The sequence below is a fragment of the Kaistia terrae genome (assembly GCF_026344005.1).
GTDB classification, from domain to species: domain Bacteria; phylum Pseudomonadota; class Alphaproteobacteria; order Rhizobiales; family Kaistiaceae; genus Kaistia; species Kaistia terrae.
The window spans coordinates 238167-261644 of record NZ_JAPKNH010000006.1 but is presented as its reverse complement, the minus strand read 5'-3'; the positions used below and the strand labels follow the sequence as shown (position 1 = coordinate 261644).

23 protein-coding genes and 1 tRNA gene are annotated in these 23478 nt (G+C 64.4%); 13 read left to right on the top strand and 11 right to left on the bottom strand.

Annotation, left to right across the window (positions count from 1 at the left end):
• Nucleotides 1–71 precede the first annotated feature (71 nt).
• Nucleotides 72–2861 (bottom strand): type I DNA topoisomerase, encoded by a 2790-nt coding sequence (gene topA, locus OSH12_RS18125; RefSeq protein ID WP_266345056.1) that lies wholly within the window; start codon nucleotides 2859–2861, stop codon nucleotides 72–74.
• Between the two features lie 242 nt (nucleotides 2862–3103).
• Between topA and OSH12_RS18120 the strand changes: the two genes are divergently transcribed.
• Complete coding sequence (locus tag OSH12_RS18120) at nucleotides 3104–3316, top strand: hypothetical protein (protein ID WP_266344996.1); 213 nt, start codon at nucleotides 3104–3106, stop codon at nucleotides 3314–3316.
• A gap of 62 nt (nucleotides 3317–3378) precedes the next feature.
• Here the strand turns inward: OSH12_RS18120 and dprA are convergent, their stop codons facing one another.
• From dprA to OSH12_RS18100, 4 genes are all read right to left on the bottom strand, one after another.
• The gene (gene dprA, locus OSH12_RS18115; RefSeq protein ID WP_266344995.1) at nucleotides 3379–4662 is read right to left on the bottom strand and encodes a DNA-processing protein DprA; all 1284 of its coding nucleotides are present in this window, start codon (nucleotides 4660–4662) and stop codon (nucleotides 3379–3381) included.
• Between the two features lies 1 nt (nucleotide 4663).
• On the bottom strand, nucleotides 4664–5281 hold the full coding sequence (gene plsY, locus OSH12_RS18110) for a glycerol-3-phosphate 1-O-acyltransferase PlsY (RefSeq protein ID WP_266344994.1): 618 nt from the start codon (nucleotides 5279–5281) through the stop codon (nucleotides 4664–4666).
• Between the two features lie 66 nt (nucleotides 5282–5347).
• Entirely contained in the window at nucleotides 5348–6670 is a 1323-nt protein-coding gene (locus tag OSH12_RS18105; RefSeq protein ID WP_266344993.1) for a dihydroorotase, read from the bottom strand.
• Between the two features lie 7 nt (nucleotides 6671–6677).
• Nucleotides 6678–7634: an aspartate carbamoyltransferase catalytic subunit gene (locus OSH12_RS18100; protein ID WP_266344992.1), complete on the bottom strand. Its 957-nt coding sequence runs from the start codon at nucleotides 7632–7634 to the stop codon at nucleotides 6678–6680.
• A 228-nt stretch (nucleotides 7635–7862) separates the two neighbouring features.
• Between OSH12_RS18100 and OSH12_RS18095 the strand changes: the two genes are divergently transcribed.
• The 3 genes from OSH12_RS18095 to rpmG all read left to right on the top strand — a co-directional run bounded on the left by OSH12_RS18095 (nucleotide 7863) and on the right by rpmG (nucleotide 10207).
• The gene (locus tag OSH12_RS18095; protein ID WP_266344991.1) at nucleotides 7863–8312 is read left to right on the top strand and encodes a DUF983 domain-containing protein; all 450 of its coding nucleotides are present in this window, start codon (nucleotides 7863–7865) and stop codon (nucleotides 8310–8312) included.
• A 437-nt stretch (nucleotides 8313–8749) separates the two neighbouring features.
• Nucleotides 8750–9952, top strand: coding sequence for an MFS transporter (locus OSH12_RS18090; protein WP_266344990.1), 1203 nt, complete (start codon nucleotides 8750–8752; stop codon nucleotides 9950–9952).
• 87 nt (nucleotides 9953–10039) lie between these two features.
• Nucleotides 10040–10207 (top strand): 50S ribosomal protein L33, encoded by a 168-nt coding sequence (gene rpmG, locus OSH12_RS18085; protein ID WP_266344989.1) that lies wholly within the window; start codon nucleotides 10040–10042, stop codon nucleotides 10205–10207.
• A 320-nt stretch (nucleotides 10208–10527) separates the two neighbouring features.
• On the opposite strand, the gene OSH12_RS18080 is transcribed toward rpmG, so the two are convergent.
• The gene (locus OSH12_RS18080; RefSeq protein WP_266344988.1) at nucleotides 10528–10899 is read right to left on the bottom strand and encodes a response regulator; all 372 of its coding nucleotides are present in this window, start codon (nucleotides 10897–10899) and stop codon (nucleotides 10528–10530) included.
• Nucleotides 10900–10993: 94 nt separating this feature from the next.
• Here OSH12_RS18080 and OSH12_RS18075 point away from each other — a divergent pair, with 94 nt between their 5' ends.
• Both OSH12_RS18075 and OSH12_RS18070 read left to right on the top strand, forming a co-directional pair.
• Nucleotides 10994–11287: a DUF3572 domain-containing protein gene (locus tag OSH12_RS18075; RefSeq protein WP_266345055.1), complete on the top strand. Its 294-nt coding sequence runs from the start codon at nucleotides 10994–10996 to the stop codon at nucleotides 11285–11287.
• Nucleotides 11284–11913, top strand: coding sequence for a GNAT family N-acetyltransferase (locus OSH12_RS18070; protein ID WP_266344987.1), 630 nt, complete (start codon nucleotides 11284–11286; stop codon nucleotides 11911–11913). Before OSH12_RS18075 ends, OSH12_RS18070 begins: the two co-directional genes overlap by 4 nt.
• A 57-nt stretch (nucleotides 11914–11970) precedes the next feature.
• On the opposite strand, the gene OSH12_RS18065 is transcribed toward OSH12_RS18070, so the two are convergent.
• On the bottom strand, nucleotides 11971–12381 hold the full coding sequence (locus tag OSH12_RS18065; RefSeq protein WP_266344986.1) for a flagellar export protein FliJ: 411 nt from the start codon (nucleotides 12379–12381) through the stop codon (nucleotides 11971–11973).
• 461 nt (nucleotides 12382–12842) lie between these two features.
• Here OSH12_RS18065 and ctrA point away from each other — a divergent pair, with 461 nt between their 5' ends.
• Nucleotides 12843–13544, top strand: coding sequence for a response regulator transcription factor CtrA (gene ctrA, locus OSH12_RS18060; RefSeq protein ID WP_266344985.1), 702 nt, complete (start codon nucleotides 12843–12845; stop codon nucleotides 13542–13544).
• Between the two features lie 186 nt (nucleotides 13545–13730).
• Here the strand turns inward: ctrA and chpT are convergent, their stop codons facing one another.
• Entirely contained in the window at nucleotides 13731–14516 is a 786-nt protein-coding gene (chpT, locus tag OSH12_RS18055) for a histidine phosphotransferase ChpT (protein ID WP_266344984.1), read from the bottom strand.
• A 261-nt stretch (nucleotides 14517–14777) separates the two neighbouring features.
• On the opposite strand from chpT, the gene OSH12_RS18050 reads away from it, so the two are divergent.
• Both OSH12_RS18050 and OSH12_RS18045 read left to right on the top strand, forming a co-directional pair.
• The gene (locus tag OSH12_RS18050; RefSeq protein ID WP_266344982.1) at nucleotides 14778–15353 is read left to right on the top strand and encodes a DUF1134 domain-containing protein; all 576 of its coding nucleotides are present in this window, start codon (nucleotides 14778–14780) and stop codon (nucleotides 15351–15353) included.
• Between the two features lie 187 nt (nucleotides 15354–15540).
• A complete protein-coding gene (locus OSH12_RS18045) occupies nucleotides 15541–16659 on the top strand; it encodes a coiled-coil domain-containing protein (RefSeq protein ID WP_266344981.1) in 1119 nt (372 codons plus the stop codon).
• A 6-nt stretch (nucleotides 16660–16665) separates the two neighbouring features.
• Here the strand turns inward: OSH12_RS18045 and OSH12_RS18040 are convergent, their stop codons facing one another.
• Entirely contained in the window at nucleotides 16666–17637 is a 972-nt protein-coding gene (locus OSH12_RS18040; RefSeq protein WP_266344980.1) for an NAD-dependent epimerase/dehydratase family protein, read from the bottom strand.
• 94 nt (nucleotides 17638–17731) lie between these two features.
• Here OSH12_RS18040 and OSH12_RS18035 point away from each other — a divergent pair, with 94 nt between their 5' ends.
• Entirely contained in the window at nucleotides 17732–18634 is a 903-nt protein-coding gene (locus OSH12_RS18035; protein WP_266344979.1) for a LysR family transcriptional regulator, read from the top strand.
• Between the two features lie 82 nt (nucleotides 18635–18716).
• On the opposite strand, the gene OSH12_RS18030 is transcribed toward OSH12_RS18035, so the two are convergent.
• Nucleotides 18717–18791 (bottom strand) — tRNA-Glu (locus OSH12_RS18030).
• Between the two features lie 135 nt (nucleotides 18792–18926).
• The gene (locus OSH12_RS18025) at nucleotides 18927–19202 is read right to left on the bottom strand and encodes a hypothetical protein (RefSeq protein WP_266344978.1); all 276 of its coding nucleotides are present in this window, start codon (nucleotides 19200–19202) and stop codon (nucleotides 18927–18929) included.
• A 112-nt stretch (nucleotides 19203–19314) separates the two neighbouring features.
• Here OSH12_RS18025 and OSH12_RS18020 point away from each other — a divergent pair, with 112 nt between their 5' ends.
• The 3 genes from OSH12_RS18020 to OSH12_RS18010 all read left to right on the top strand — a co-directional run bounded on the left by OSH12_RS18020 (nucleotide 19315) and on the right by OSH12_RS18010 (nucleotide 23364).
• Nucleotides 19315–20328, top strand: coding sequence for an RluA family pseudouridine synthase (locus tag OSH12_RS18020; RefSeq protein ID WP_380223035.1), 1014 nt, complete (start codon nucleotides 19315–19317; stop codon nucleotides 20326–20328).
• A 123-nt stretch (nucleotides 20329–20451) separates the two neighbouring features.
• A complete protein-coding gene (rpoH, locus tag OSH12_RS18015; RefSeq protein WP_266344976.1) occupies nucleotides 20452–21369 on the top strand; it encodes an RNA polymerase sigma factor RpoH in 918 nt (305 codons plus the stop codon).
• Between the two features lie 183 nt (nucleotides 21370–21552).
• The gene (locus tag OSH12_RS18010; protein ID WP_266344975.1) at nucleotides 21553–23364 is read left to right on the top strand and encodes an adenylate/guanylate cyclase domain-containing protein; all 1812 of its coding nucleotides are present in this window, start codon (nucleotides 21553–21555) and stop codon (nucleotides 23362–23364) included.
• Nucleotides 23365–23478 lie beyond the last annotated feature (114 nt).

Sequence of the window (23478 nt, the reverse complement as noted above, 5' to 3'; positions counted from 1 at the left end):
AGAAATGAGAATGGCCGGCTGTGTCCATTCTGGCAACAGCCGGCCTCGATATCGCGGAACGGGGCGACAGCCTATTCGGCGTCGGCCTCGGTTTCGGCCTTCTTGGCAGCGGTCTTTTTGGCTGCCGGCTTTTTGACCGCCGTCGTTTTGGCAGCCGCCTTTTTCGCGGGCGCCTTTTTCACCGGCGCGTCTTCCGACACGTCGTCGCCATCAGCCGCCTTGGCGGCTGCCTTCTTGGCTGGCGCCTTTTTGGCCGCTGGCTTCTTTGCTGCGGCAGCCTTCGGCTTGGCCGCCGCGCGTGTCTTCTTGACCGGGGTCTTGCCCGCCTTTTCGGCGATCAGGGCGACGGCTTCGTCGAGCGAAACGGTTTCCGGCGGCAGCGCCTTCGGCAGCGTGGCGTTGACGGCACCATGCTTCACATAAGGACCATACTTGCCGGCGTGAACGGTGATCGGTCCCCCTAATGTCGGGTGATCACCCAGCGTCTTCAAGGGCTCGGCTCCGGCACGCGCCGGACGTCCGCCGCGCGCAGCCTTCTCGGCGATGACCGAGACGGCGCGATTGATGCCGACGACGAACACTTCGTCGACGCTGTCGAGATTGGCGTATTTGCCGTCATGCAGGATGAACGGCCCATAGCGGCCGATGCCCGCCTGGATCGGCTTGCCATCCTCGGGATGGATGCCGACTTCGCGCGGCAGCGACAACAGCGCCAACGCCTTTTCGAGATCGAGGCTCGCCGCCTCCCAGCCCTTCGGCAGGCTGGAGCGCTTCGGCTTCTCCTTGCCTTCCGGCTCGCCGAGCTGGACGTAGGGACCGAAACGGCCGGTGCGCAGAGTGACGTCGAGGCCGGAGACAGGGTCCTTGCCCAGCACCTTCGAACCATCCGCGCCAAGCGCCGAACCGTTCTCGCCATTTTCGCCCGGTGTCGCATCGTCGCCGGAAGCGACGAGCTGGCGGGTAAAGCGGCATTCGGGATAATTCGAGCAGCCGATAAAGGCGCCGAACTTGCCGAGCTTCAGCGAAAGCTTGCCGGCGCCGCAGGACGGGCAGGCACGCGGATCGCCGCCATCGGCGCGGGCCGGGAAGATGTGCGGCCCGAGCAGATCGTTCAGCGCATCCAGAACCTGGGTGACGCGCAGTTCCTTGGTCTCGCCGACATCGGCGGAGAAGCGCTGCCAGAATTCGCGCAGCACATCCTTCCAGGCGATTTCGCCGGCCGAGATCTGGTCGAGCTTCTCTTCCAGATCGGCGGTGAAATCATATTCGACGTAGCGGGCAAAGAAGCTCTGCAGGAACGCCGTGACCAGGCGGCCCTTGTCCTCGGGGACGAGGCGCTTCTTGTCGATCCGCACATATTCACGGTCGCGCAGCACGGTCAGCGTCGCGGCATAGGTCGAGGGACGGCCGATGCCGAGCTCTTCCATGCGCTTCACCAGCGTTGCTTCGCTATAGCGCGGCGGCGGCTCGGTGAAATGCTGGGTGGCGGCGATCGCCTTCTTGGTCAGGCTTTCGCCCTTTTCCATGCGCGGCAGGCGGCCTTCGTCCTCGTCGCCTTCTTCGTCCTTGCTCTCATTATAGAGAGCCAGGAAGCCGTCGAAGGTCATGACCTGACCCGAGGCGCGCAGATCGATCTTGCGACCGCCGGCATCGACGAGAATGTCGACGCTGGTGCGCTGCATCTCGGCCGATTCCATCTGGCTGGCGACGGTGCGCTTCCAGATCAGCTCATAGAGACGCGCCTGATCGGCATCGACATAACGCGCGACATCGCGCGGACGGCGCTGCGGGTCGGTCGGGCGGATCGCCTCGTGCGCTTCCTGGGCGTTCTTGACCTTGGTCTGATAGCGACGAGGCGCTGCCGGCAGGTGCTTGGCCGAGAAATCGGCGCCGATGACGTCGCGAACGGCAGCCACCGCCTCCGGCGCCATGTCGACGCCGTCGGTACGCATATAGGTAATGAGACCGACCGTCTCGCCGCCAAGCTCGACGCCCTCATAGAGGCGCTGCGCCAGCTGCATGGTGCGGTTCGGCGCGAAGCCGAGCTTGCGGCTCGCTTCCTGCTGCAGCGTCGAGGTGGTGAACGGTGCGAAGGGATGGCGCTTGGCCGGCTTCGATTCAATGTCGGCAATCGTGTAGCGGCCGGCATCGAGGGCAGCGCGGAAGGCCTCGGCCTCCTCGGCGGTGCCGACGTCGAGGCGGCTGATTTTCTTGCCGTCAGCGCCGACCAGGCGCGCTTCGAACTCGTCGCCACGCGGCGTCGCGAGCGTGGCCAGCAGCGACCAGTATTCGCGGGGGCGGAAGATCTCGATCTCGTTTTCGCGGTCGCAGACGAGACGCAGCGCCACCGACTGGACGCGGCCTGCCGAGCGGGCGCCCGGCAGCTTGCGCCACAGAACCGGCGACAGCGTGAAGCCGACCAGATAATCGAGCGCCCGGCGCGCCAGATAGGCGTCGACCAGGGCCACGTCGATCGGGCGCGGGTTTTTCATCGCCTCGAGGACGGCCTGCTTGGTGATCGCGTTGAACACCACGCGCTCGACCGGCTTGTCCTTGATCGCCCGCTTCTGCTTCAGGACCTCAAGGACGTGCCAGGAAATGGCCTCGCCTTCGCGATCCGGATCGGTTGCGAGAATGATGCGGTCGGCGGCCTTGGCGGCGGCGGCCATGTCGACCAGGCGCTTGGCGGACTTCGGGTCCGCCTCCCAGCTCATGGCGAAGTCCTCGTCCGGCAGCACCGAGCCGTCCTTCGACGGCAGGTCGCGGACATGGCCGTAGGACGCCACGACGTGATAGTCGGAGCCTAGGTATTTGTTGATCGTTTTCGCCTTTGCGGGCGATTCCACGATGACGAGATTCATCAATGCCATTTACGAAAAGGCCGGACGAGCCACGAAAACCCGCGCCGACGAAAATTGGAACAAGGCGGAATACCCGCCGGCCCACGGAAGCAGGCGCATTCGGGCTGGACAATCCCGGAAAGCACCCTGCCTGTCAATGAAGGGGGCCACACCAAACACGCCCGCACCACTGGGTTGTATAAAGTTGCATTTGCAATTAAAAGAGGATCATGGTTCGACTCGTGTCAACCGGGGGTACGGATATGGGACGGCATCTGGACGATTCCAACAATGGCGGGACCGAAAGCCACGCCGAAGCCATTCGGCGGCACGAGCAAGCCGTCTACATCGCCGACATGGTGAAGGAGCTGCGCGGCCTGTCCGCCGGCGTGGGGCTGGAGTTCCTGTCCTATCTGCTCGCCATCGCCGAGGAGGAAGCCCGCAAGGAAAGCCAGCGCCTGCGCCAATTCGGCTGAGCGCGGATTGCCAGGATCGTCTCCGCCGCCCATTCGCCGCGGTAGCCCGACGCTGAGAATGCCTATTCGACCAGCGAAACGCGCTGGCCGGCGTGCCGTTCGATCCGGCCGGCGAGATCGAGCTCCAGCAGCAGCACATGCACCAGCGCCGCCGGCAGCCTGGTAAAGCGAATCAGGGTGTCGATTTCCGTCGGCGCCGGTCCGAGCGCCTCGATCAAGAGCTGACGATCGTCGGGAGACGGCTCCAGATCCGGGTTGCGATGCTCGCCATCCCCAGCAACTAACGCGTGTCCCCATTTCTCCGCCGGCGTCGAGGCGGGGTCGCCCGGCAGGCCGTCTTCCGCTCCATCCTTTCCATCCGTGCCGTCGAGAAACGCCGGCCCGTCGAAACCATGCTCCGCCATGCCGCCCTCCACACCGCTATCGAGCCAGTCGGACTGCGGCGCGAAGGCGCGGCCGATCATCGGCGCCACGATCTCGACGACGTCAGCAGCCTCGGTGACGAGATGCGCGCCCTGCTTGATCAGCGCATTCGCGCCAGCGGCGCGCGGATCGAGCGGCGATCCCGGCACGGCGAACACCGCCCTGCCCTGTTCGCCCGCGAGCCTGGCCGTGATCAGCGAGCCGGATCGCTGCGCCGCCTCGACGATGACCGTGCCGGACGCCATTCCGGACACCAGCCGGTTGCGGCGGGGAAAATCGCGCGCTCGCGGCTCCCAGCCCAGCGGCATTTCGGAGACATGCGCGCCACCGGCGTCGAGGATGCGATCCGCGAGCGCGGCATTTTCGGGCGGATACAGCCGGTCGAGCCCTCCGGCAAACACGGCAACCGTACCGCCATCGAGCGCCGCGTCATGCGCCGCCGCATCTATGCCGCGCGCCAGGCCGGAGACAATGACAAAGCCGGAATCGCCGAGATCGCGGGCCAGCTTCTGCGCCATCCGGCACCCGACCACCGAAGCGTTGCGCGCGCCGACAATGGCGATCATCGGCCGGGCCAGCACGTCGACGCTGCCCCGTATCGAAATCAGAGGCGGCGCGGCGTCGATCGCCCGGAGCCAGGCGGGGTAGTCGGGTTCGCCAATCGCCAGGAAGCGTCCGCCGAGCTTTGCCAGCTGCGCCAACTCGCGTTCGGCATCGGCCCGACTGGCGACGGAGACGCGCCGGCCGCTACGGGCGGCGAGTTCAGGCAAGCCTTGGATGGCGGCGGTGGCCGAGCCAAAATGGCGGATCAGTTCGCGAAACGTGACGGGGCCGACATTCTCGCTGCGGATCAGCCGGAGCCAGGCGATACGCTCGTCGTCATTCAGTAAGTCGCGGGGAGAACTGCTTTCCCCGCGTGCCATATCAGCTCTTCTGGCCGATGCGGCTTTCGGTGCCGCCGAGCAGGCGTCCGATATTCGCGCGGTGCTTGATGAAGAGAATCAACGCCAGCAGCGCGAACAGCAGTCCCTTCTGGATATCTCCCATCGCCAGCAGAACCACCGGCACGATGAGACTGGCGACCAGCGCTGCCAATGAGGAATAGCGGGTGAGATAGGCAATCGCGATCCAGACGGCGGCGAACAGCAGCGCGATCGGCCAGGCAAGGCCGATCAGCACACCGAGATAGGTCGCGACGCCCTTGCCGCCCTTGAAGCCGAGCCAGATGGAAAAGATGTGGCCGATAAACGCGCCGAAGCCGGCAAGGATAGCCGCTTCCGGCCCCCAGAAATGGCCGGCGATGAGCACGGCGACAGTGCCCTTCAGCGCGTCGCCGATCAGGGTTGCCGCAGCTAGCTTCTTGTTGCCGGTGCGCAGAACGTTGGTCGCGCCGATATTGCCGGAGCCGATCGAGCGGATGTCGCCGAGGCCGGCGAAGCGGGTCAGGATCAGCCCGAACGGGATCGAGCCGAGAAGATAGCCAAGCACCAGCGCCGCCACGACGAGCGACGCGGTAAGGTCCCAGCCGACGGGCTGTGGCATGGCAGTTCCCCCGAACTCACGAAATGACGCGGCGCCTGGGAAATCCCGGCACCGCGAAAAGAAAGACTAGTCGCTAGCGTAGGCGTAGACGGTCCGGCCTGCAACGACTGTCCGAAGCACGCGGCCCTCGAAGCGCGCGCCTTCAAACGGCGTGTTCTTGGAACGCGAGCGCAGCCTCTCGCCGTCGCAGATCCAGGGCATCGCCGGATCGACCAGGATGATGTCGGCAGGCGCTCCCGCCGTCAGTTTTCCACCCGGCAGGCCGAGCAGTTCGGCAGGCCGCGTCGACAAGGCGCGCGCCACCGTCAGCAGGTCGACATCGCCATTGTTGACGAGGCGAAGCGAGGCTGCGAGCAGCGTTTCCAGACCGACCGCGCCGTCCGCCGCTTCGGCGAAGGGATGGCGCTTGGTGTCGACGTCCTGCGGATCGTGGCTGGAAACGATGACGTCGATCGAGCCATCGGCAATGCCTTCGATCATCGCCTGACGGTCGTCTTCGGAACGAAGCGGCGGCGACAGGCGGAAGAAGGTGCGATACGGCCCGATATCGAGCTCGTTCAGCGCCAGATGTGTGGCCGAGACGCCGCAGGAGACAGCAAGGCCCGCCTTCTTGGCGCGGCGGATGATGTCGAGCGATTCCGCGCAGGAGATCTGCGCCGCGTGATAGCGGCCGCGCGTCAGCGCCGCGAGGCGGATATCGCGCTCCAGCATGATGATCTCGGCTTCCTTCGGGATGCCGGAAAGGCCAAGCCGGGTCGCCGTCTCGCCTTCGTTCATCACGCCCGAGCCGGTCAGATCCGGATCGGCCGGGTGGTGCATGATCAGCGCGCCGAAATCGCGCGCATAGGTCAGCGCCCGGCGCAGCACGAGCGCATTGGTGATCGAATGGCGGCCATCGGTAAAGCCGACCGCGCCGGCCTCCCGCAGCAGGCCGAATTCCGTCATCTCGCGGCCCTTGAGGCCCTTGGTGATGGCAGCCATCGGCATGACGTTGACCAGCGCCGTATCGCGCGTGCGGCGGGCGATGAAATCAACCAGCGCCACATCGTCGATCACCGGGTCGGTGTCGGGCATCATGATGACGGTGGTAACGCCGCCAGCGGCCGCCGACTGGCCGGCCGAAGCAAAGGTCTCGCGATGCTCGCCGCCGGGTTCGCCGATGAAGACGCGCATGTCGATCAGGCCGGGCATGACCGCCGCGCCACGGCAATCGACGATCTCGGCGCCTTCGGGGAATGCAGCCGAGTCGGCTTCGGGACCGGCCGCGACGATCACGCCATCGGCGATGATCACCGTGCCGCGTGCATCAAGCTTGCGCGATGGGTCGATGACGCGCGCATTGGTCAGGACCAGCGGGCGTTCATTATTCTTGAGGCGATCCGGGTTCATCTCGCCCTCATCCGTTCGGAAGGTTCTGGGCGAGTGCTTCGAGCACCGCCATGCGGACCGCGACGCCCATCTCGACCTGTTCGCGGATCAGGCTTTGCGGCCCGTCGGCGATGGCCGAGTCGATCTCGACGCCCCGGTTCATCGGACCCGGGTGCATGACGAGCGCGCCGGGCTTGGCAAAGGAGAGCTTCTCGGCATCGAGGCCAAAGAAGTGGAAATACTCGCGCACCGACGGCACGAAAGAGCCATCCATCCGCTCGCGCTGCAAACGCAGCATCATGACGATGTCGGCGTCCGTCAGACCGGCGCGCATGTCGGTAAAGATCTCGACGCCGAGACGGTCGAGGCCCTTGGGCAGCAGCGTCGAAGGCCCGATGCAGCGCACCCGCGCGCCGAGCGCGTTCAGGAGCATGATGTTGGAGCGGGCGACGCGCGAATGCAGGATGTCGCCGCAGATCGCCACGGTCAGGTCGTGGATCGGCCCCTTGTGACGGCGGATCGTCAGCGCATCGAGCAGCGCCTGGGTCGGGTGCTCATGCGCGCCGTCGCCGGCATTGATGACGGAACAGCCGACCTTCTGCGCCAGAAGGTGCACCGCGCCGGCGGCGTGATGGCGCACGACCAGAATGTCGGGGTTCATCGCGTTCAGCGTGATCGCGGTGTCGATCAGCGTCTCGCCCTTCTTCACCGAAGAGGACGCGACCGACATGTTCATGACATCGGCGCCGAGGCGTTTTCCCGCGAGTTCGAACGAGGATTGCGTCCGCGTCGAGGATTCGAAGAACAGGTTGATCTGGGTGCGGCCGCGCAGGACGGCCTTCTTTTTTTCAACCTGTCGGCTGACTTCGACAGCCTCTTCGGCGAGATCGAGAAGGGCTGTGATCTCCTCGGCCTGGAGACCTTCAATGCCTAGCAGGTGGCGATGCGCGAACACTGCGGCGGGACTGGCTTTGAGCTCATTCATTGAAGCGACCCCTATATTGAATTCAGCCCCGGGCGACAAGACGGACAGGCCGGTTCGTCGCGTCTTTTACACGTCCCCCGACCCGATGCCACCTGGAGAACACGGCAACCCCACGAGATCCCCTCTGACTCCGCATCGATGCGGTGGCGTTCTCGGACGCGGTTGATTGCCGCGTCGGCTTGTATCACGGCCCGCAGGCGCGATATTAGCCGCGTCGAGGAGAACGCGATGAACGAGTGGATCAGCAGTTCGGAAGCGACCATGCGTCCGAAACGTTCGTTGTGGCAGGCGATGTCGCGCGGTTTCCTGTGCCGCTGCCCGGCCTGTGGCAAGGGCCGGATGTTCAACGGCTATCTGGCGGTGGCCGATGCCTGCGATTCCTGCGGCGAAGACCTGTCGCACCAGCGCGCCGATGACGCCCCGCCCTATTTCACCATCACCATCGTCGCCCACATCGTCGTGCCGCTGATGCTGATCGTCGAAATGAGCTGGCATCTCTCCAATACGACGCATCTGGCGATGTGGCTGCCGCTGACGGCAGTCCTGACGCTCGGCCTGCTACGTCCGATCAAGGGCGCCATCGTCGGCCTGCAATGGGCGCTCTACATGCACGGCTTCGATCCCGAGGGCGACGCCGACGACCAGGCGCCGCAAGCCTGGCGACCCGAATCCGGCTAGACCCGGTTTCGGACAAACTCTGGCCGCATCCTGATCCGATCCACACCATAGAACGGGCCTCGAAGCAGCCCTTCGGGCCTCCTCAGCATGTTGAGGATGATGTCGTCCCAACCTTTCCGGCGCGGAGAGGCTTGCACAACCTCGAAGCGGGCAAGGCAGGCTGGGGGCAGCTTTTTCTCCGCAATCCGGGTGTCTGGATCCCGGCCTCCGCTGGGATGACGCCTGAGTGAACCAAGGCCTCGCGTTTCAAGGATGTTGCGCGAAGATCTCCCTCGGGGAGAGGTGAAGAGTGAGACCCACGCAGATGATCGCTGCCCGATGACCAATCCGACCCGGCCCCAACCGGCCTGCCCCTCTCGACCCCGGCGGGCGCAGCGTCTAGAACGGCGCCGTCCTTTCATGACACAGCGCTGCATTTCAGTACCCGAGGCGAATACATGATGATGGCAACCGAGCGACGGACCGACGGCGGCGGCACGATAGGCCTCGTCGCGGCGATCGGATCGGTGGCGGCGGTTGGCCTCGGCTTCTCCATCACGCTGCCATTGCTGGCGCTGACGCTGGAAGATCGTGGCATCTCGTCGACCTGGATCGGCATCAACACCGCCACCTGGGGCCTGGCCGCGATCGCCGTCACCCCGTTTGTCTCGAAGCTGGCGGCGCGAACCGGCACCGCCCAGTTGCTGGCGCTGGCGATTCTCGTGCTCGCCGCCACGCTGCCGCTCTTCTATCTCTCGCCGTTCTGGGTCTGGTTCCTGCTACGACTCGTCGCCGGCGCCGCCGTCACCACAACCTTCGTGCTGTCGGAATTCTGGATCAGTTCGGCCGCGCCCCCGGCGCGACGCGGCATCATCATGGGCATCTATGCCTCGGTGCTTTCCGGCGGCTTCGCGCTCGGGCCGGTGATTCTGTCGATAACCGGAACACAGGGCCTGTTCCCCTTCGTTCTCGGCTCGTGCGTGCTGGCGCTCGGCATCATCCCGGTACTCTGCGGCCTCAAGGTCGCGCCAAAGCTCGATCGCCGCGAAAAGCACTCCTTCAGCCGCTTCCTGTTCCTGGCGCCGGCCGCGACCGGCGCCGCCCTGCTCTTCGGCACGATCGAGACCGGCGCCTTCTCGCTGCTGCCGATCTATGGCCAGCGAGTCGGCCATACGCGCGATCTCGTCATCCTGCTCGGCATCGGCGTCACCGTCGGCAACATCCTGCTGCAGATGCCGATGGGCATGCTGTCGGACCGCATGGACCGGCGGAAACTGTTGATGATCATCGCCGCCTTCGGCCTGCTTGGCGCGGCGATCCTGCCGCTGGTGGCGGCCTCGTTCTGGCCGCTGATGATCGCGCTGGCGATCTGGGGCGGCGTCATCGGCTCGCTCTACACGGTGGGCCTCGCCCATCTCGGCTCGCGCTTCACCGGCTCGGACCTTGCCGCCGCCAATGGCGCCTTCGTTTTCTGCTACTCGCTGGGCGGGCTTCTCGGCCCGGCCACGCTCGGCATCGCGATGGATGTGTGGAATCCGCATGGCTTCGCCATCGGCATCGGCCTGTTCTTCGCCGCCTATCTTGCCATGCTCGTCATTCGCATGGGGCTGGCGCGACTTCCCAAGGGAGTTTCCAAGGGAGTCTCCAAGAAGGTTTCTTGACTTTCATTCCTGAATCCGTAGGGTGCGCGCACAAAGGCGCCGGGCCATTTCTTGCTACGCTGCGCGCAACAATTTTGAGGTTTGACCATGGCTAAGGCCACCACGATCAAGATCAAGCTCGTGAGCTCTGCTGACACCGGCTTCTTCTACGTCACGAAGAAGAACTCGCGCACGATGACCGAGAAGTACTCGGCCAAGAAGTACGACCCGGTCGTTCGCAAGCACGTCGAGTTCCGCGAAGCCAAGATCAAGTAAGATCGGTTTCGGAAGTTTCGAAAAAGGCGCCGTTTCGGCGCCTTTTTTGTTGTCTGGATGCCTGTGAGCCAGAGATAACCCGGCCGGAACAGCGCCCGGAGGGCTCCACGCACTCCTCCGACCGGGCAGCCCCGCGAGACCCGGATGATGCGGCAAACCGAGCGCTCCGCAGGGCTTTTTGCGTGGGGTCGGTACGCATGACGGGTCGTCGGAAACCAGGACCTCACTCCCTCCGCAATATATGGAGCGCGACGGCGCGCACGGCTATGGCCGCGGAAATCCAGCGGCTGCGCTTGTCGGAAAATAGGGCGAAGAACGCCTCAGGCGTCGCCGAGATACGTTTTGACCGTCTCGATGAACTTGCCGATCGAGATCGGCTTCGAGAGATAGGCCTCGCAGCCGCCCTGGCGGATGCGTTCCTCGTCGCCCTTCATGGCGAAGGCGGTGACGGCGATGATCGGGATGGCGCGCAACTCGTCATCCTCCTTGATCCATTTCGTCACTTCCAGGCCCGAAACCTCGGGTAGCTGGATGTCCATCAGGATCAGGTCGGGACGGTGGGTGCGGGCGAGATCCAGCGCTTCCAGACCGTTGCGGGTCTGGATAATATTGTAGCCATGCGCTTCGAGAAGGTCGTGAAAGAGCTTCATGTTGAGCTCATTATCTTCCACGACGAGAACGGTCTTTGCCATTCGGCCCTTCTTGCAGCCCTCGATCCCGTCGACGGCGTCCACTAGATGGTATCGATCTGTAATTTAGCGAAGATTCGTTTCGGAAAGGCAAATGATGGTCCGGCAAAAAGAACCGCAGCTCGATATCGAGGGCGCGGAAAGGCTGGCGATCGAGGGACTGGCCTTCCTGGCTTCCGAGCCGGAAGAGCTGGGCCGCTTCCTGGCGCTGGTCGGACTCGGTCCCGAAACGTTGCGCGACGCGGCCAACGATCCGGGGTTCCTGACCGCGGTGCTCGAATATTTCCTCGAGAACGAAGCCCTGCTGCTGGTTTTTGCCGCGCGGGCAAATATTCGGCCGACTCTGATCGCGGCCGCCCGCTATCTGCTCGACCGGGATTTTCACGAATGAGCGAAACGATCGCGCTCGACCTCGACGGCTACACCGACCTGCCGCCCGGCCGGATCGCCAATGTCGTCACCTATCTGGAAATGAACGCTCGCCCTGCCCCGGCGCCCGACTCGGACAGCGGCCGCACGGTGCGCCATGTCGAAAAGCCGGACCTCGACGCCTATCGCGATCTCTACCGGCGCATCGGCACCGACTGGCTTTGGTTTTCGCGGGCGGTGATGTCGGACGACGAGCTGCGCGCCCTCCTGGCGAAGCCGACGACCGAGATTCATTTCCTCGAACAGGACGGCGTGCCGATCGGCCTGGCCGAGCTGCATCGCGGCGAAGGCGGACCGGCCAATGTCGAGATTGCGATGTTCGGCGTGGTGCCGGAGGCGACCGGCACGGGGGCAGCGCGCGAATTGATGAACGCGGCGCTTGCCGTCGCCTGGGACGGCGATACGGAGCGCGTCTGGCTCCATACCTGCTCGTTCGACCATCCGGCCGCCCTGCGCTTCTACAGGCGATCCGGCTTCACCCCGTTCAAGTTCGCCATCGAGGTGTCGACCGATCCGCGCCTCGACGGCCACCTGCCCCGAACGGCAGGCCCGCATGTCGCGTTGATCGAATCGAAAACCACCGCCTGAGCCAAACCGGCAGCGGAAGGGTTACAGAAGGTTAACGACGGGGATCGCCGTTAACCCCTACCAGGAACGACGCTCGGCACCCGTGGCCGTGCGAGCCGGACGACGGGTCACGGCAAGGTCGACAGCGGCGCTGCGCTCCTGATCGCGGGCCGCCATCTGCTCGGCCTTGTTGAGATCGCTGAGCGCCAGGTCGAGATCGGCCTGCGCCGCCGCGAGCTGTGCCTCCAGTTCCTGTGCCGAAGCGCGAAGATTGTCGCGCCGCGCCATCGCCGCCTTGGCAAAGGTCGGATAGGCGAAATGCGACGTATCGCGAATGCCGGCGCGATCCTGCTCGACATTGATCTGGTCTTCGAGATCCCGCGCCATCCGCTCGAATTCGGCGACCATGGTCTGGATCTGGTTGACCTGGCGCCGCTTTTCTTCGGCCTGGAACCGCTTTAGCCGAATGATTCCATCACGCGACTTCATACTCATTACTCCCTGAACCCTGAGACGTAGACGCGCTGCGATGCCGACGGCCTCGGGACGTTTTCCGTCGCCGCTGTGGTTAACGGCCATCAAACTTGTCAAAACCTTAAGCCGACGACCTCGCGCTAACCTTTCGTTTACGTCTCGCGTTAATCATGGCGCATGAGGGCTTAAGGGTGGGTAAACCCATCTGCGGTGCCTTCATCCTAATTCCGTGAGTCCGACCAATTGGTTACCGGATCTGGTGCATTCGAACGTTTGGGTACAATCCACACCCAATTCGTTCGGAATCTCAAAGAGCTTGGGCGATTTCCGAATAATTCGCCTGAACCCCTTGTGAGCACGAATCAGAATTTGTTAACCATTAAGTGTTAGCCTTCGAATCGGGGTGAGCCGTTTTCCAAGCACCGGTTTTCGAGGCCGGAGCGCCAAGCCCAGGATAGGCAATTGAGGGGATTGGTATGCGAGTTCTGCTGATCGAGGACGACAGCGCCACGGCGCAGAGCATCGAGTTGATGCTCAAGTCCGAGAATTTTAACGTCTACACGACGGATCTCGGCGAAGAGGGTGTCGATCTCGGCAAGCTCTACGATTACGACATCATTCTGCTCGACCTGAACCTGCCCGACATGTCGGGATACGAGGTTCTGCGGTCGCTGCGCGTCGCCAAGGTGAAGACGCCGATCCTGATCCTCTCCGGTCTTGCCGGAATCGAGGACAAGGTGCGCGGCCTCGGCTTCGGCGCCGATGACTACATGACCAAGCCCTTCCACAAGGACGAGCTCGTTGCGCGCATCCATGCGATCGTGCGCCGCTCGAAGGGCCACGCCCAGTCGGTCATCATCACCGGCGAGTTGACGGTCAATCTCGACACCAAGACGGTCGAGGTTCATGGCAGCCGCGTGCATCTGACGGGCAAGGAATACCAGATGCTGGAGCTGCTTTCGCTCCGCAAGGGCACGACCCTGACCAAGGAGATGTTCCTGAACCATCTCTATGGCGGCATGGACGAGCCCGAACTGAAGATCATCGACGTCTTCATCTGCAAGCTGCGCAAGAAGCTGGCGACGGCGACCCAGGGCCTCAACTACATCGAGACCGTCTGGGGCCGCGGCTACGTGCTGCGCGAGCCCGATGAAGCCCAGATGCGCGCAAGCGCATAAGCCGGCCCTCCCCCGGCTGAAACTTGAAAAGCCCCGCCTCGGCGGGGCTTTTTTCTTGCGCGAATTTCCAGGCCGAACTTCGCTGTGGCCGGCAAAATCCGGACAACAAAAAACCGCGCCGATCAGCCGATCCGCGCGGTTTTCTTATGGTTCGACAGGGACGCGACGAGCGCGTCCGGAAGGCGATCAGGCCTGGCTTGTGGTCTCGTCCGCCACGGCGGCGACTGCGACCGGCTCAGCGGCGTCGACAACCGTATCCGGTGCGTCGGCGAGCATCGTCTCAGGCGCCGATGCTTCGACCGGAGTCTCTTCCACGACGGGCGCCGGCTCGGCGTAGCGCGCCGTGATGATGACGTCCGCGCCCTCGAGCACGGCTGCGACCTTCATGCCGCAGCTGCGCGCCAGCAGGCCGGCGTAATAGGGCTGCACGGCGTGGGCATCGATGTTGACGTCGACGATGGTGCCGGGGATCAGCGTCGCGAAGGCGGCCGGGATACGAGCGCTGGGGCCGGTGCAATGGAACGTGACGTCGGGCTTCGTCGGTTCGCCCTCGATGGTCACCTTGATCGAACCGCCGCGCGGTACGGCAGCCGTCGCCATCAGCACCAGGTTGAGGATCAGCTTGACCTGGTTCTTCGGCATCAGCACGCGCGGCGCTGTCCACGAAAACTCGGCCTTCTCGCCATCCATGTAGCCACGCGCCACCTTCTCCGCGTCGCCGATGTCGATCTCGGCGCCGGCGGAACCCGCCGCGCCAAAAGCGAGGCGGGCGAACTGCAGCTTGGCGGACGCCTGGCGGGCGCTCTTGCGGATCAGGTCGAAGGCAAAGGCCTTCATCTCTTCGCTGGTCTCTTCGTCGAGAACTTCGAGGCCATTGTTGATGGCGCCGACCGGCGAAATGATGTCGTGGCACACGCGGCTGCAGAGGAGCGCCGCGAGATCGAGGGCTTCGAGTTCGATCTCATTGGTCATGACGCATCATCCCCTTGATTTGCACGAATCAACGCATGGAAAAGGAGCGTTGGGGATACACCGGCCCAGCGATGCTGCCAACCGCCAGCCCAACCACCAGCCATTGCTGGGACAGCAACCCGTTGCGGCGTTGCATGCCAAGATGCCGCCCTTTTTTGAATTACACTCATATGGAGTGATTCGCGCGCCTAACGCCGGTTTCCGCCCATCGGGATCGGTTCCGTGCCATGACAGAAGCCGCGCCAAGGAGAGCCGACCGACATGACCCGCAGCCTGCGCCTTTCCTTCCTTCTCGCGCTGATCGCGCTGGCCGCGCCCCTCTTCGCCCTTCAGCCCGCTTTCGCGCAGAGCCCGCAGCAATATTCCTCGGACGAGCTCGTCAATACCGGCCACAAGTTCTTCGGCGAGGTTTCCGGCGGCTTGGCCTCCGTCGTCGAGCACGCTGTATCGAAATACGGCCAGCCGAATGGCTATGTCCTCGGCGAGCAGGGTTCGGGCGCGCTGTTCGCCGGCCTGCGCTATGGCAATGGCACGCTCTACACCAAGAATGCCGGCCAGCATCAGGTCTTCTTCCAGGGCCCGTCGCTGGGATGGGACATTGGCGGCGAAGGCTCGCGCGTCATGATGCTGGTCTACAATCTGCCCTCCATCAACGCGATCTATTCGCGCTTTGGCGGCGTCAACGGCTCGGCATTCCTGGTCGGCGGCATCGGCATGACGGTGCTTTCACGCGATGACGTCTTCATCGTCCCGATCGTCTCCGGCCTCGGCGCGCGTCTCGGTCTCAATGTCGGCTACCTGAAGTTCACCGACCGCCAGACCTGGAACCCCTTCTGATCTATAGGCGGGAGCCGCAAGGCAGCGGTGCAACACGGTCGCAGGAACCGATAGTGGTCACCCTTCGACACACGCTTGTGGCTGGACTCTCGGCTTCGGACGATGTCATTAGGAAGCATGCGCGCGGGCGGGCGCTGGCAAGCTGGCCGGATGTCCCCAGGCGCAGCCGACATCCGGAGACGGTCCGTTGATTGCAGCTCTGATGTATTTCGCACTCGGCTTTTTGTCGGCGGGAATCTTTGCTCTGGTTGTGGGTCCCCCGATCTGGCGCCGGGCGCTCCGCCTTACCCGTCGCCATATCGAGCAGACCCTGCCGATGACGCGGGCCGAGATCCAGGCGGAAAAGGACCAGATCCGCGCCAGCTTTGCGCTCTCCACGCGTAGCCACGACCAGACGATCGAGCGCCTCAAGGCGCAGGTGACCGAGCAGTGGATCGACATCAACCGCAAGCGCGAAGTCATCACCCATCTGACCGCGCAGGGAACGCTTTCCGCCGATGATATCGTCGCGCTGGAAACCCGTCGCGTCGAGTTGGAAGCGCGGGTAGCCGCGGCCGAACTGGCCTCCGCCACCGCCGCGACCGACCGCGCCACCAACGAAAAGCGCCTCGACAAGATCCGTCAGAAGCTGGCCGTTGCCGAAGAGACGCTGCGCGATCTGACGGCCGAGCGCGAGACACAGCGGCTGGAGATCATCGCCCGCGACACCGAGCTCGACAATCTGCGCGACGCCCTGGCTGCCGTGAAGATGACGACGACCGTGGATGAGGTCGCGAGCGCCGGCTTCGAGAGCGAGATGTCGACGCTCAAGGCCAATCTGGCGATCGAGCGGCGCCGCATCGAGGAACAGAGCGAGCGCGAGACGGAGAGCGGGGCGACCATGCGCGCCGCGATCGCCGAACTGAAGCTTCGCGAGGCCGACCTCTCGGAGGCCCATGCCAAGATTCAGGATCTATCCCTCCGCCTCGTCGACGCCGAAGCGGCCGTGATGGGTGGGCTGGCGCTGCGCGACGAAAAAAGCGACCTGGAACAGCGGATTACCGTGCTGGAAGGCGTGAACCACACCCTCGAGACCAAGATCGACACCCTCAAGCAGCACGCGGGAACGGCAAGCGCCGAAGAAACGGCATTGCTGCGCGGCAAGCTGATCGAATTTGGCGCCGCCGTGGCGCGCATGGCGCAGGAACGGCACGAGGGGCCGAGCCTTGTCACCCTGTTGCCCCCACCTCCGCCGGAAGAAGAAGACGCGGCGCCGACGGGTCTGGCCGACCGTATCCGCGCCCTTCAGCACGCCGGCAGCCTCTGAAACGCCTCAGGCCCGCTGCATCGCCCCCATGCCGATGAGAGTCGTCCGCAGGGCTTCGGACAAGGGCGTGTGCGGTTCCTTGCCCAGGAACGACACCAGCTTGCGATTGTCGAGTTCGAGCCGCTCCATCCAGAGATAGCGCATCTCGATCAGTTCCTTGAACATCTCGACGAACGGCGAGCCGAGATAGACGGCGAACCACGGGAAAGCGCGGATCTTCATTTCCGGCCGGCCGATCGCCGCCGCGACGCCCCTCGAGATATCGACGCCGCGCTCGAAATAGTGGCCGCGGAAATGGAACACCTCGAACGGCGCCAATTCGTCAGCGCGCTCGATCAGTTGCACCATCGTTTCGGCCAGGTCCGGCAGATAGGCCCAATCATGGCCGATATCGCGCTTGCCGGGGTAGCGGATGACCTTCACCGGCGCACCGGCTGCGGCGATGCCGGAGGCAAACCAGTTGTTGCCGGCATGCGGTCCGAAGAAGTCGCCGGCGCGAACGATCAGCACCGGCGTGCCGGCTGCCGCCGTCTCGCGCAGCCGATCCTCCATGGCGACCCGGATTTTTCCTTTGCGGGTGGTTGGCTTCTGCGGCGAACCTTCATCGATCAAAGGAAGCACGTCGGGCCCGAAATTATAGACAGTGCCGGGGAACACGATACGCGCGCCAACCGCCTTCGCCGCAGCAATCGTGCTCTCCAGCATCGGTAGCGCAAGCCCTTTCCAGTTGCGATAGCCGGGCGGGTTGGCACCATGGAAGATGATCGAGGCGCCCTGCGCCGCCGCAACGACGTCGCCTGCGTTCATGGCGTCGCCCTTGACCCATTCGATGCCCTCCCCGCCGGCCTTCGTCGCTGCGACGGCCGGATCGCGGTTCAATCCACGCACGGTCCAGCCGCGCCCGACCAGCACGCGCGCCACCGCACCGCCGACACCGCCCGTAGCCCCAACCACCAATGCGATCTTTTCCTGCGTCATGATCCGGCTCCTTGCCATGCTGATGACGGAAAGATCGTCCAATCTTGGTTCGCTTTAAATTGTTGAACTTCGAATGGTCGTCATGCATTTTTGTATGATGACGCCATCCTGGGATCATTTTCGCTCCTTCCTCGCCGTACTTGGCGACGGCAGCCTGTCGGGCGCGACGCGCAGCCTGCGCCTGACCCAGCCCACGATCGGTCGCCACATAGACGAACTGGAGCAATCGCTCGGCGTGGTGCTGTTCACCCGCTCCCGCGCCGGGCTGACGCCAACCGAGGCAGCCCTGGAGCTTCGACCGCATGCGGCAACCATGGCTGCGGCGGCCGAAGCGCTGGTGCGCGCGGCCTCCGGCGAGGCCGAGGAGGATCGAGGTACGGTCCGACTGACCGCCAGCGAGATCGTCGGCGTCGAAATCCTGCCGCCGCTACTGGCCGGCTTCCAGGAGAAGCATCCCCGCATCGCGATCGAACTGGTCGTTTCAAACCGCAACGAAGACCTGCTGGGGCGGGAAGCGGATATCGCGGTCCGGATGATCCGCCCGACGCAGACGGCCCTGCTGGCGCGTCGCATCGGCGCAGTCGAACTGGGGCTGCACGCGCACCGGCGCTATCTCGAAAGGCGAGGCACGCCGGAAACCTTGGCCGAGATGGCAGGCCACGCACTGATCGGCTTCGACCGGGAAACGGCCGCCGTCCGCGCGATGCAGAAACTCGGGCTGCCGCTGACGCGCGAGATGTTTTCGATCCGCACCGACAGCGACACGGCGCAACTGGCCGCCATCCGCGCCGGGCTTGGCGTCGGTGTCTGTCAAAGTCCGCTGGCCGCGCTGAATCCGGATCTGGTCCGGCTGGTGCCGCGCGATTTCGCCTATCCCCTCGATTGCTGGGTGGCGATGCACGAGGATTTGCGCACGGTGCGGCGGATGCGGCTCGCCTTCGACCATCTCGTGGCCGGGCTCGGTGCCTATGTCGCCGGAAAGGCGATCGCTCGCTGACAAAGCGAAAAAACGAGACGCACATCGCGATCAGCGATCGGTCAGGGACAAAAATTCAGTTTCGGAGGGGGTTGCAAATTTTTGGTGCGCCCTAGGGGAATCGAACCCCTGCTTTCGCCGTGAGAGGGCGACGTCCTGACCGCTAGACGAAGGGCGCATATCCGTTTGCTGCGGATGACGGCGATATACCGGCTGATCGGAACCTTGGCAAGTCATCTTGCCAAGGTTCTTTGAAACTCCCTGTGCAGAACTTTGTCACACGAAGGAAAAGCGCGGAAAACGGTCGATCCGACTAAGGCGTCGTGCCGAGCGTGATAGTGCGCAGCAGCTTACCGGAATTGATGTTGAGGATTATCACGCGTGTGACACCGCCAACGTCAAGCGTCAGGGCCAGCTGATCGCCGTTCAGCGACGAGGAAACGACGCGACCGCCGGCCGGAATTGCCTGCTCGATTCGGGTCTCGGCCGAGGATGCGACAAGACCGGACTTGCTTCCGCCCGGCCCGATCCGATAGATGACGGCAAAGAGCACGGCGACGAAGCCAAGAAGCACCGTCAAGCTCGACACAACAATCAGCCGTTTCAGCTTTTGCCGGACGCGTTCGACCGCAGGATCGAGTGGTGTCTCCTGTCCGTGGGGCGGGACAGGCGGGTTTGAAACCGGAGAGGAAGTAGGGCTTATCATGGATCAGTTTCCGGATGACGGCGAGGAAATCGTCGACCTCGTGGTCGAACCGGACGTGGCAGGCCGTCGCCTCGATGCCTATCTGGCTGCCACGATCGCCGAACTTTCCCGCAGCCGCCTCAAGGCCTTGATCGAGGCCGGCCACGTTTCTATCGGCGGCGTGACCATAGTCGAGGCCAAAAAGTCGGTCAACGCGGGCGACGTCATCCGCGTCGCCGTGCCGCCGGCCATCGCGCCGGAGCCCGAAGGCGAGCCGATCCCGCTCAACGTCGTCTATGAGGACAGCGACCTGCTCGTCATCGACAAGCAGGCCGGTCTCGTCGTGCATCCGGCCGCCGGCAACTGGTCGGGCACGCTGGTCAACGCGTTGATCGCCCATTGCGGCGACAGCCTTTCCGGCATTGGCGGCGTCCGCCGGCCGGGCATCGTGCACCGGCTCGACAAGGACACGACCGGCCTGATGGTGGTCGCCAAGAACGACCGCGCCCACAAGCGCCTCGCCAACCAGTTCGCCGACCATGGCCGCACCGGCCCGCTCGAGCGCGGCTATCGCGCCATCGTCTGGGGCGTACCGTCGCTACCCTACGGGCTCGTCGACGCGCCGATCGGCCGGTCGCCGACCAGCCGGTTGAAGATGGCCATCCTGAAGACGGGCGGCAAGGAAGCGATCACGCACTACACCGTGCAGGAACGTTTCGGCGACAAGACGAACCCGATCGCCAGCCTGATCGATCTCCGTCTGGAGACCGGCCGCACGCACCAGATCCGCGTGCATATGGCGGCGCTGTCGCATCCGCTGATCGGCGACCAGGAATATGGCAAGGGCTTCCTCACCAAGCTGAGCCTGATCCCAGAACCGGCGCGCTCGGCGATCGCCGCCTTCCAGCGCCAGGCGCTGCATGCATGGCTGCTCGGCTTCGAACATCCGACCACGGGCGAAACGATGCATTTCGAGAGCGAACCGCCGCAGGATCTGGCCAATCTGATCGAGTCTTTCACCGGACTGTGATCGGGCAGGACCGATCGGTCCTGTTAAACTTGTCTTTCGTGCCTATATATCCCCATGCGGGCCAACATGGCCGCGACCGGCATTGGCCTTCGGGCAATGCCGGCAAGAATGGAGGGGGCACATATGGCTGCCAGAGCAAGTCTTCCTGTCATCGCGTCCGGCGAGGCTGGACTTTCACGCTATCTCGACGACATCCGCCGCTTTCCCATGCTCGCGCCGGATGAAGAATATATGCTGGCCAAGGCATACAAGGAGCATGACGACCGCAGCGCGGCTCACCGCCTTGTGACGAGCCATTTGCGTCTCGTCGCCAAGATCGCCATGGGCTATCGCGGCTACGGCCTGCCGATCGGCGAAGTGATTTCCGAAGGCAATGTCGGGCTGATGCAGGCCGTGAAGCGGTTCGAGCCCGAAAAGGGCTTCCGCCTCGCGACCTATGCGATGTGGTGGATCAAGGCCTCGATCCAGGAGTACATCCTGCGGTCGTGGAGCCTGGTCAAGATGGGCACGACCGCCAACCAGAAGCGCCTGTTCTTCAATCTGCGCAAGATGAAGAGCCAGATCCAGGCGCTGGAGGAAGGCGATCTCAAGCCGCACCAGGTCGAGCAGATCGCGACCAAGCTGGGCGTGACCACCGAGGACGTCATCTCGATGAACCGTCGCCTCGGCGGCGATGCATCGCTGAACGCACCGCTTCGCGCCGATGTCGAAGGCGGCGAATGGCAGGACTGGCTGGTCGACGACAGCGACAACCAGGAAACCATCCTCGCCAATCAGGAAGAGGCCGACAATCGTCGCCAGCTCCTGCGCGATGCGATGAGCGTCCTGAACGAACGCGAACGCCGCATCTTCGAGGCACGCCGCCTTGCGGAAGACCCGATGACGCTCGAGGAGCTCTCCGGCGAGTTCGGCGTCAGCCGCGAACGTGTCCGCCAGATCGAGGTGCGCGCTTTCGAAAAGGTACAAAAGGCCGTCAAGCGCGGCGCTCGGGACCTCGAGCGCAATCATGGCGACGACGAACTCGAAGCGACAGACGCCTGAGTCCAGCGGGCGCCTGTCGACTCACGCCACTTTTTCACCTCCACGCGATGAACGTTCGTCTTGGCGACAAAACGAAACCGTTGCGAAAATCCCGGCGATGCTGTATGCGGCTTGGATGACCTCCCCTAGCGTAAGCTATGGGTTGGGATTTCATGGCTCGTAAACAAAGGTCGAGGTGTCGCCATGGCGCGCCCGCGTCGTCGTTTGACCGTCATTGCTGCGCTGGATGTGGTTGGCTATTCCGAGCTGATCCAGCGGGACGAGCTTGGCGCGATCCGCGACGTACGCGCCATCTATCGCAATCTGGTGCGTCCGACGATCTCGCGTTTTGGCGCGCACATCATCAAGACGATGGGCGATGGCGGTCTGATCGAGTTTGCCAGCGTGCTTGACGCCGTCGAATGGACGATGGCGTTCCAGAACGGCATGGCCGCCCGCAACGCCTCGCGGGATAAACCGCCGATCGAAGTCCGCGCGGCAATCGTCCTGGCCGATATCATCCTCACCGACGATGATCGATTTGGCGCGGCGATCGGCTTTGCCATGCGGCTACAGACGGCAGCGCCGCCCGGTGGCATCGCCATCACCCATTCCGTGCGCTGGCAGCTGCTCGGCGAACCGGCGGCCGCCTTCAAGCCGGCGGGATTTCTCACCTTGCGCAGTGTCCCCTACCCCGTCGATGCGTGGTTCTGGATGCCGGAGGGCCGATCCCTGCCGCCGCGCGTGCCGACGCCGAGCCAGATGCTGACGCCGGGATCGTTGGCGGTGCCGGACCTGCCGCGCGCGGAGCTGCCGGAACTGCGCCCCCTCACGGTCGTCCTGCCCTTTGACGACATGTCGCCGCGCCGCGACCATGAAGCCTTTGCGGATGGCGTCGTCGAGGAGATGACGGCGACCCTGTCGCGCATCCGCGATATCCGCGTCATCGCCCGCAACTCCGCCTTCACCTACAAGGGCAAGCCGACCGACGTGCGATCGCTCGGGCGCGATCTCGGCGTGCGCTATGTGATCGAGGGCAGCGTTCGGCAGGCTGGCGACGTGCTGCGCGTCACCGCCCAGCTGGTCGATGCCGACACGGGTGCCCATCTCTGGTCAGGTCGCAAGGACGGCACAGTGCACGACACGCTGACGCTGCAGGACGATGTGGCGACCTTGGTCGCCGGGGCACTCCGGCCTGCCATCCGCACCGCGGAAATCGAGCGCGCCCGCCGCAAGGCGGCCGAGACGCTGAAGACGCACGACCTGGTCCTGCGCGCCATGCCGCACTTCTGGGCCCATCGGCGCGAGGACAATGCGCTTGCGCTGGGGCTTTTGGAGAAAGCGCTCGCCTCCGACCCGCGCTCCGGCGCCGCGCTCAGCCTGAAAGCGTGGTGCCTGAGCCAGCAGATCAGCTATCTCTGGTCAGAGGATCCGGTACGTGACCGGGCCGATGCCCTGGCCCTCGCCGAACTAGCGGCCGAGCAGGCGGAGCCCGACCCGCTCGTCTTCACGGCGATCGGCGCGACATACTCGATCCTGCATGCCGACCAGTCGCGCGCTCTGCTCTTCATCGAGCGGGCGATCGCGCTCGACACCACCTTTGCCTGGGCCTGGACCCGGCTTGGTTATGCACAGGCCTATTCGGGCAGCCCCGAACTGGGGATGGAGAGCTTTGAAAAGGCGATCGCGCTGAGTCCGGAAGATCCGATCCATTTCAACGCGTTCGCGGGCCTCGCCACCTGTCACTTCCTGCTTGGCCACTATGCCGAGGCGGCGCATTGGGCCGCCCAAGCCCTGCACGGACGCCCGGGCATGGTCTGGGCTTATCGCCTGCTGGCAACCTCGGCCGCCCTTTCAGGGCAGACGTCACTGGCCCGCAGCGCCGTGCGCCGGCTTCTGGCGGAGACGCCAGGGCTGACGGTCGCCAGCCTTGGCGCCGCCATCCAGAACCTGACGGGCGCGCCGCTAGAGCGATACATGGAAGGCCTGCGATTGGCCGGCTTGCCGGAGGAATAGAGGCTGGAAAGCCCCTCACCCCAGCCCTCTCCCGTGAACGGGAGAGGGAGCCCCCCGAGCGCCGCCGCCCAAAAGCCCTCGCCCGTTGGCGGGAGAGGGTTGGGTGAGGGCCTC

Bases quoted from the DNA above. Each gene is read 5' to 3' on its own strand.
- topA (WP_266345056.1), bottom strand. From the start codon at position 2,861: ATGAATCTCGTCATCGTGGAATCGCCCGCAAAGGCGAAAACGATCAAC.
- OSH12_RS18120 (WP_266344996.1), top strand. From the start codon at position 3,104: ATGGGACGGCATCTGGACGATTCCAACAATGGCGGGACCGAAAGCCAC.
- dprA (WP_266344995.1), bottom strand. From the start codon at position 4,662: ATGGCACGCGGGGAAAGCAGTTCTCCCCGCGACTTACTGAATGACGAC.
- plsY (WP_266344994.1), bottom strand. From the start codon at position 5,281: ATGCCACAGCCCGTCGGCTGGGACCTTACCGCGTCGCTCGTCGTGGCG.
- OSH12_RS18105 (WP_266344993.1), bottom strand. From the start codon at position 6,670: ATGAACCCGGATCGCCTCAAGAATAATGAACGCCCGCTGGTCCTGACC.
- OSH12_RS18100 (WP_266344992.1), bottom strand. From the start codon at position 7,634: ATGAATGAGCTCAAAGCCAGTCCCGCCGCAGTGTTCGCGCATCGCCAC.
- OSH12_RS18095 (WP_266344991.1), top strand. From the start codon at position 7,863: ATGAACGAGTGGATCAGCAGTTCGGAAGCGACCATGCGTCCGAAACGT.
- OSH12_RS18090 (WP_266344990.1), top strand. From the start codon at position 8,750: ATGATGATGGCAACCGAGCGACGGACCGACGGCGGCGGCACGATAGGC.
- rpmG (WP_266344989.1), top strand. From the start codon at position 10,040: ATGGCTAAGGCCACCACGATCAAGATCAAGCTCGTGAGCTCTGCTGAC.
- OSH12_RS18080 (WP_266344988.1), bottom strand. From the start codon at position 10,899: ATGGCAAAGACCGTTCTCGTCGTGGAAGATAATGAGCTCAACATGAAG.
- OSH12_RS18075 (WP_266345055.1), top strand. From the start codon at position 10,994: ATGGTCCGGCAAAAAGAACCGCAGCTCGATATCGAGGGCGCGGAAAGG.
- OSH12_RS18070 (WP_266344987.1), top strand. From the start codon at position 11,284: ATGAGCGAAACGATCGCGCTCGACCTCGACGGCTACACCGACCTGCCG.
- OSH12_RS18065 (WP_266344986.1), bottom strand. From the start codon at position 12,381: ATGAAGTCGCGTGATGGAATCATTCGGCTAAAGCGGTTCCAGGCCGAA.
- ctrA (WP_266344985.1), top strand. From the start codon at position 12,843: ATGCGAGTTCTGCTGATCGAGGACGACAGCGCCACGGCGCAGAGCATC.
- chpT (WP_266344984.1), bottom strand. From the start codon at position 14,516: ATGACCAATGAGATCGAACTCGAAGCCCTCGATCTCGCGGCGCTCCTC.
- OSH12_RS18050 (WP_266344982.1), top strand. From the start codon at position 14,778: ATGACCCGCAGCCTGCGCCTTTCCTTCCTTCTCGCGCTGATCGCGCTG.
- OSH12_RS18040 (WP_266344980.1), bottom strand. From the start codon at position 17,637: ATGACGCAGGAAAAGATCGCATTGGTGGTTGGGGCTACGGGCGGTGTC.
- OSH12_RS18035 (WP_266344979.1), top strand. From the start codon at position 17,732: ATGATGACGCCATCCTGGGATCATTTTCGCTCCTTCCTCGCCGTACTT.
- rpoH (WP_266344976.1), top strand. From the start codon at position 20,452: ATGGCTGCCAGAGCAAGTCTTCCTGTCATCGCGTCCGGCGAGGCTGGA.
- OSH12_RS18010 (WP_266344975.1), top strand. From the start codon at position 21,553: ATGGCGCGCCCGCGTCGTCGTTTGACCGTCATTGCTGCGCTGGATGTG.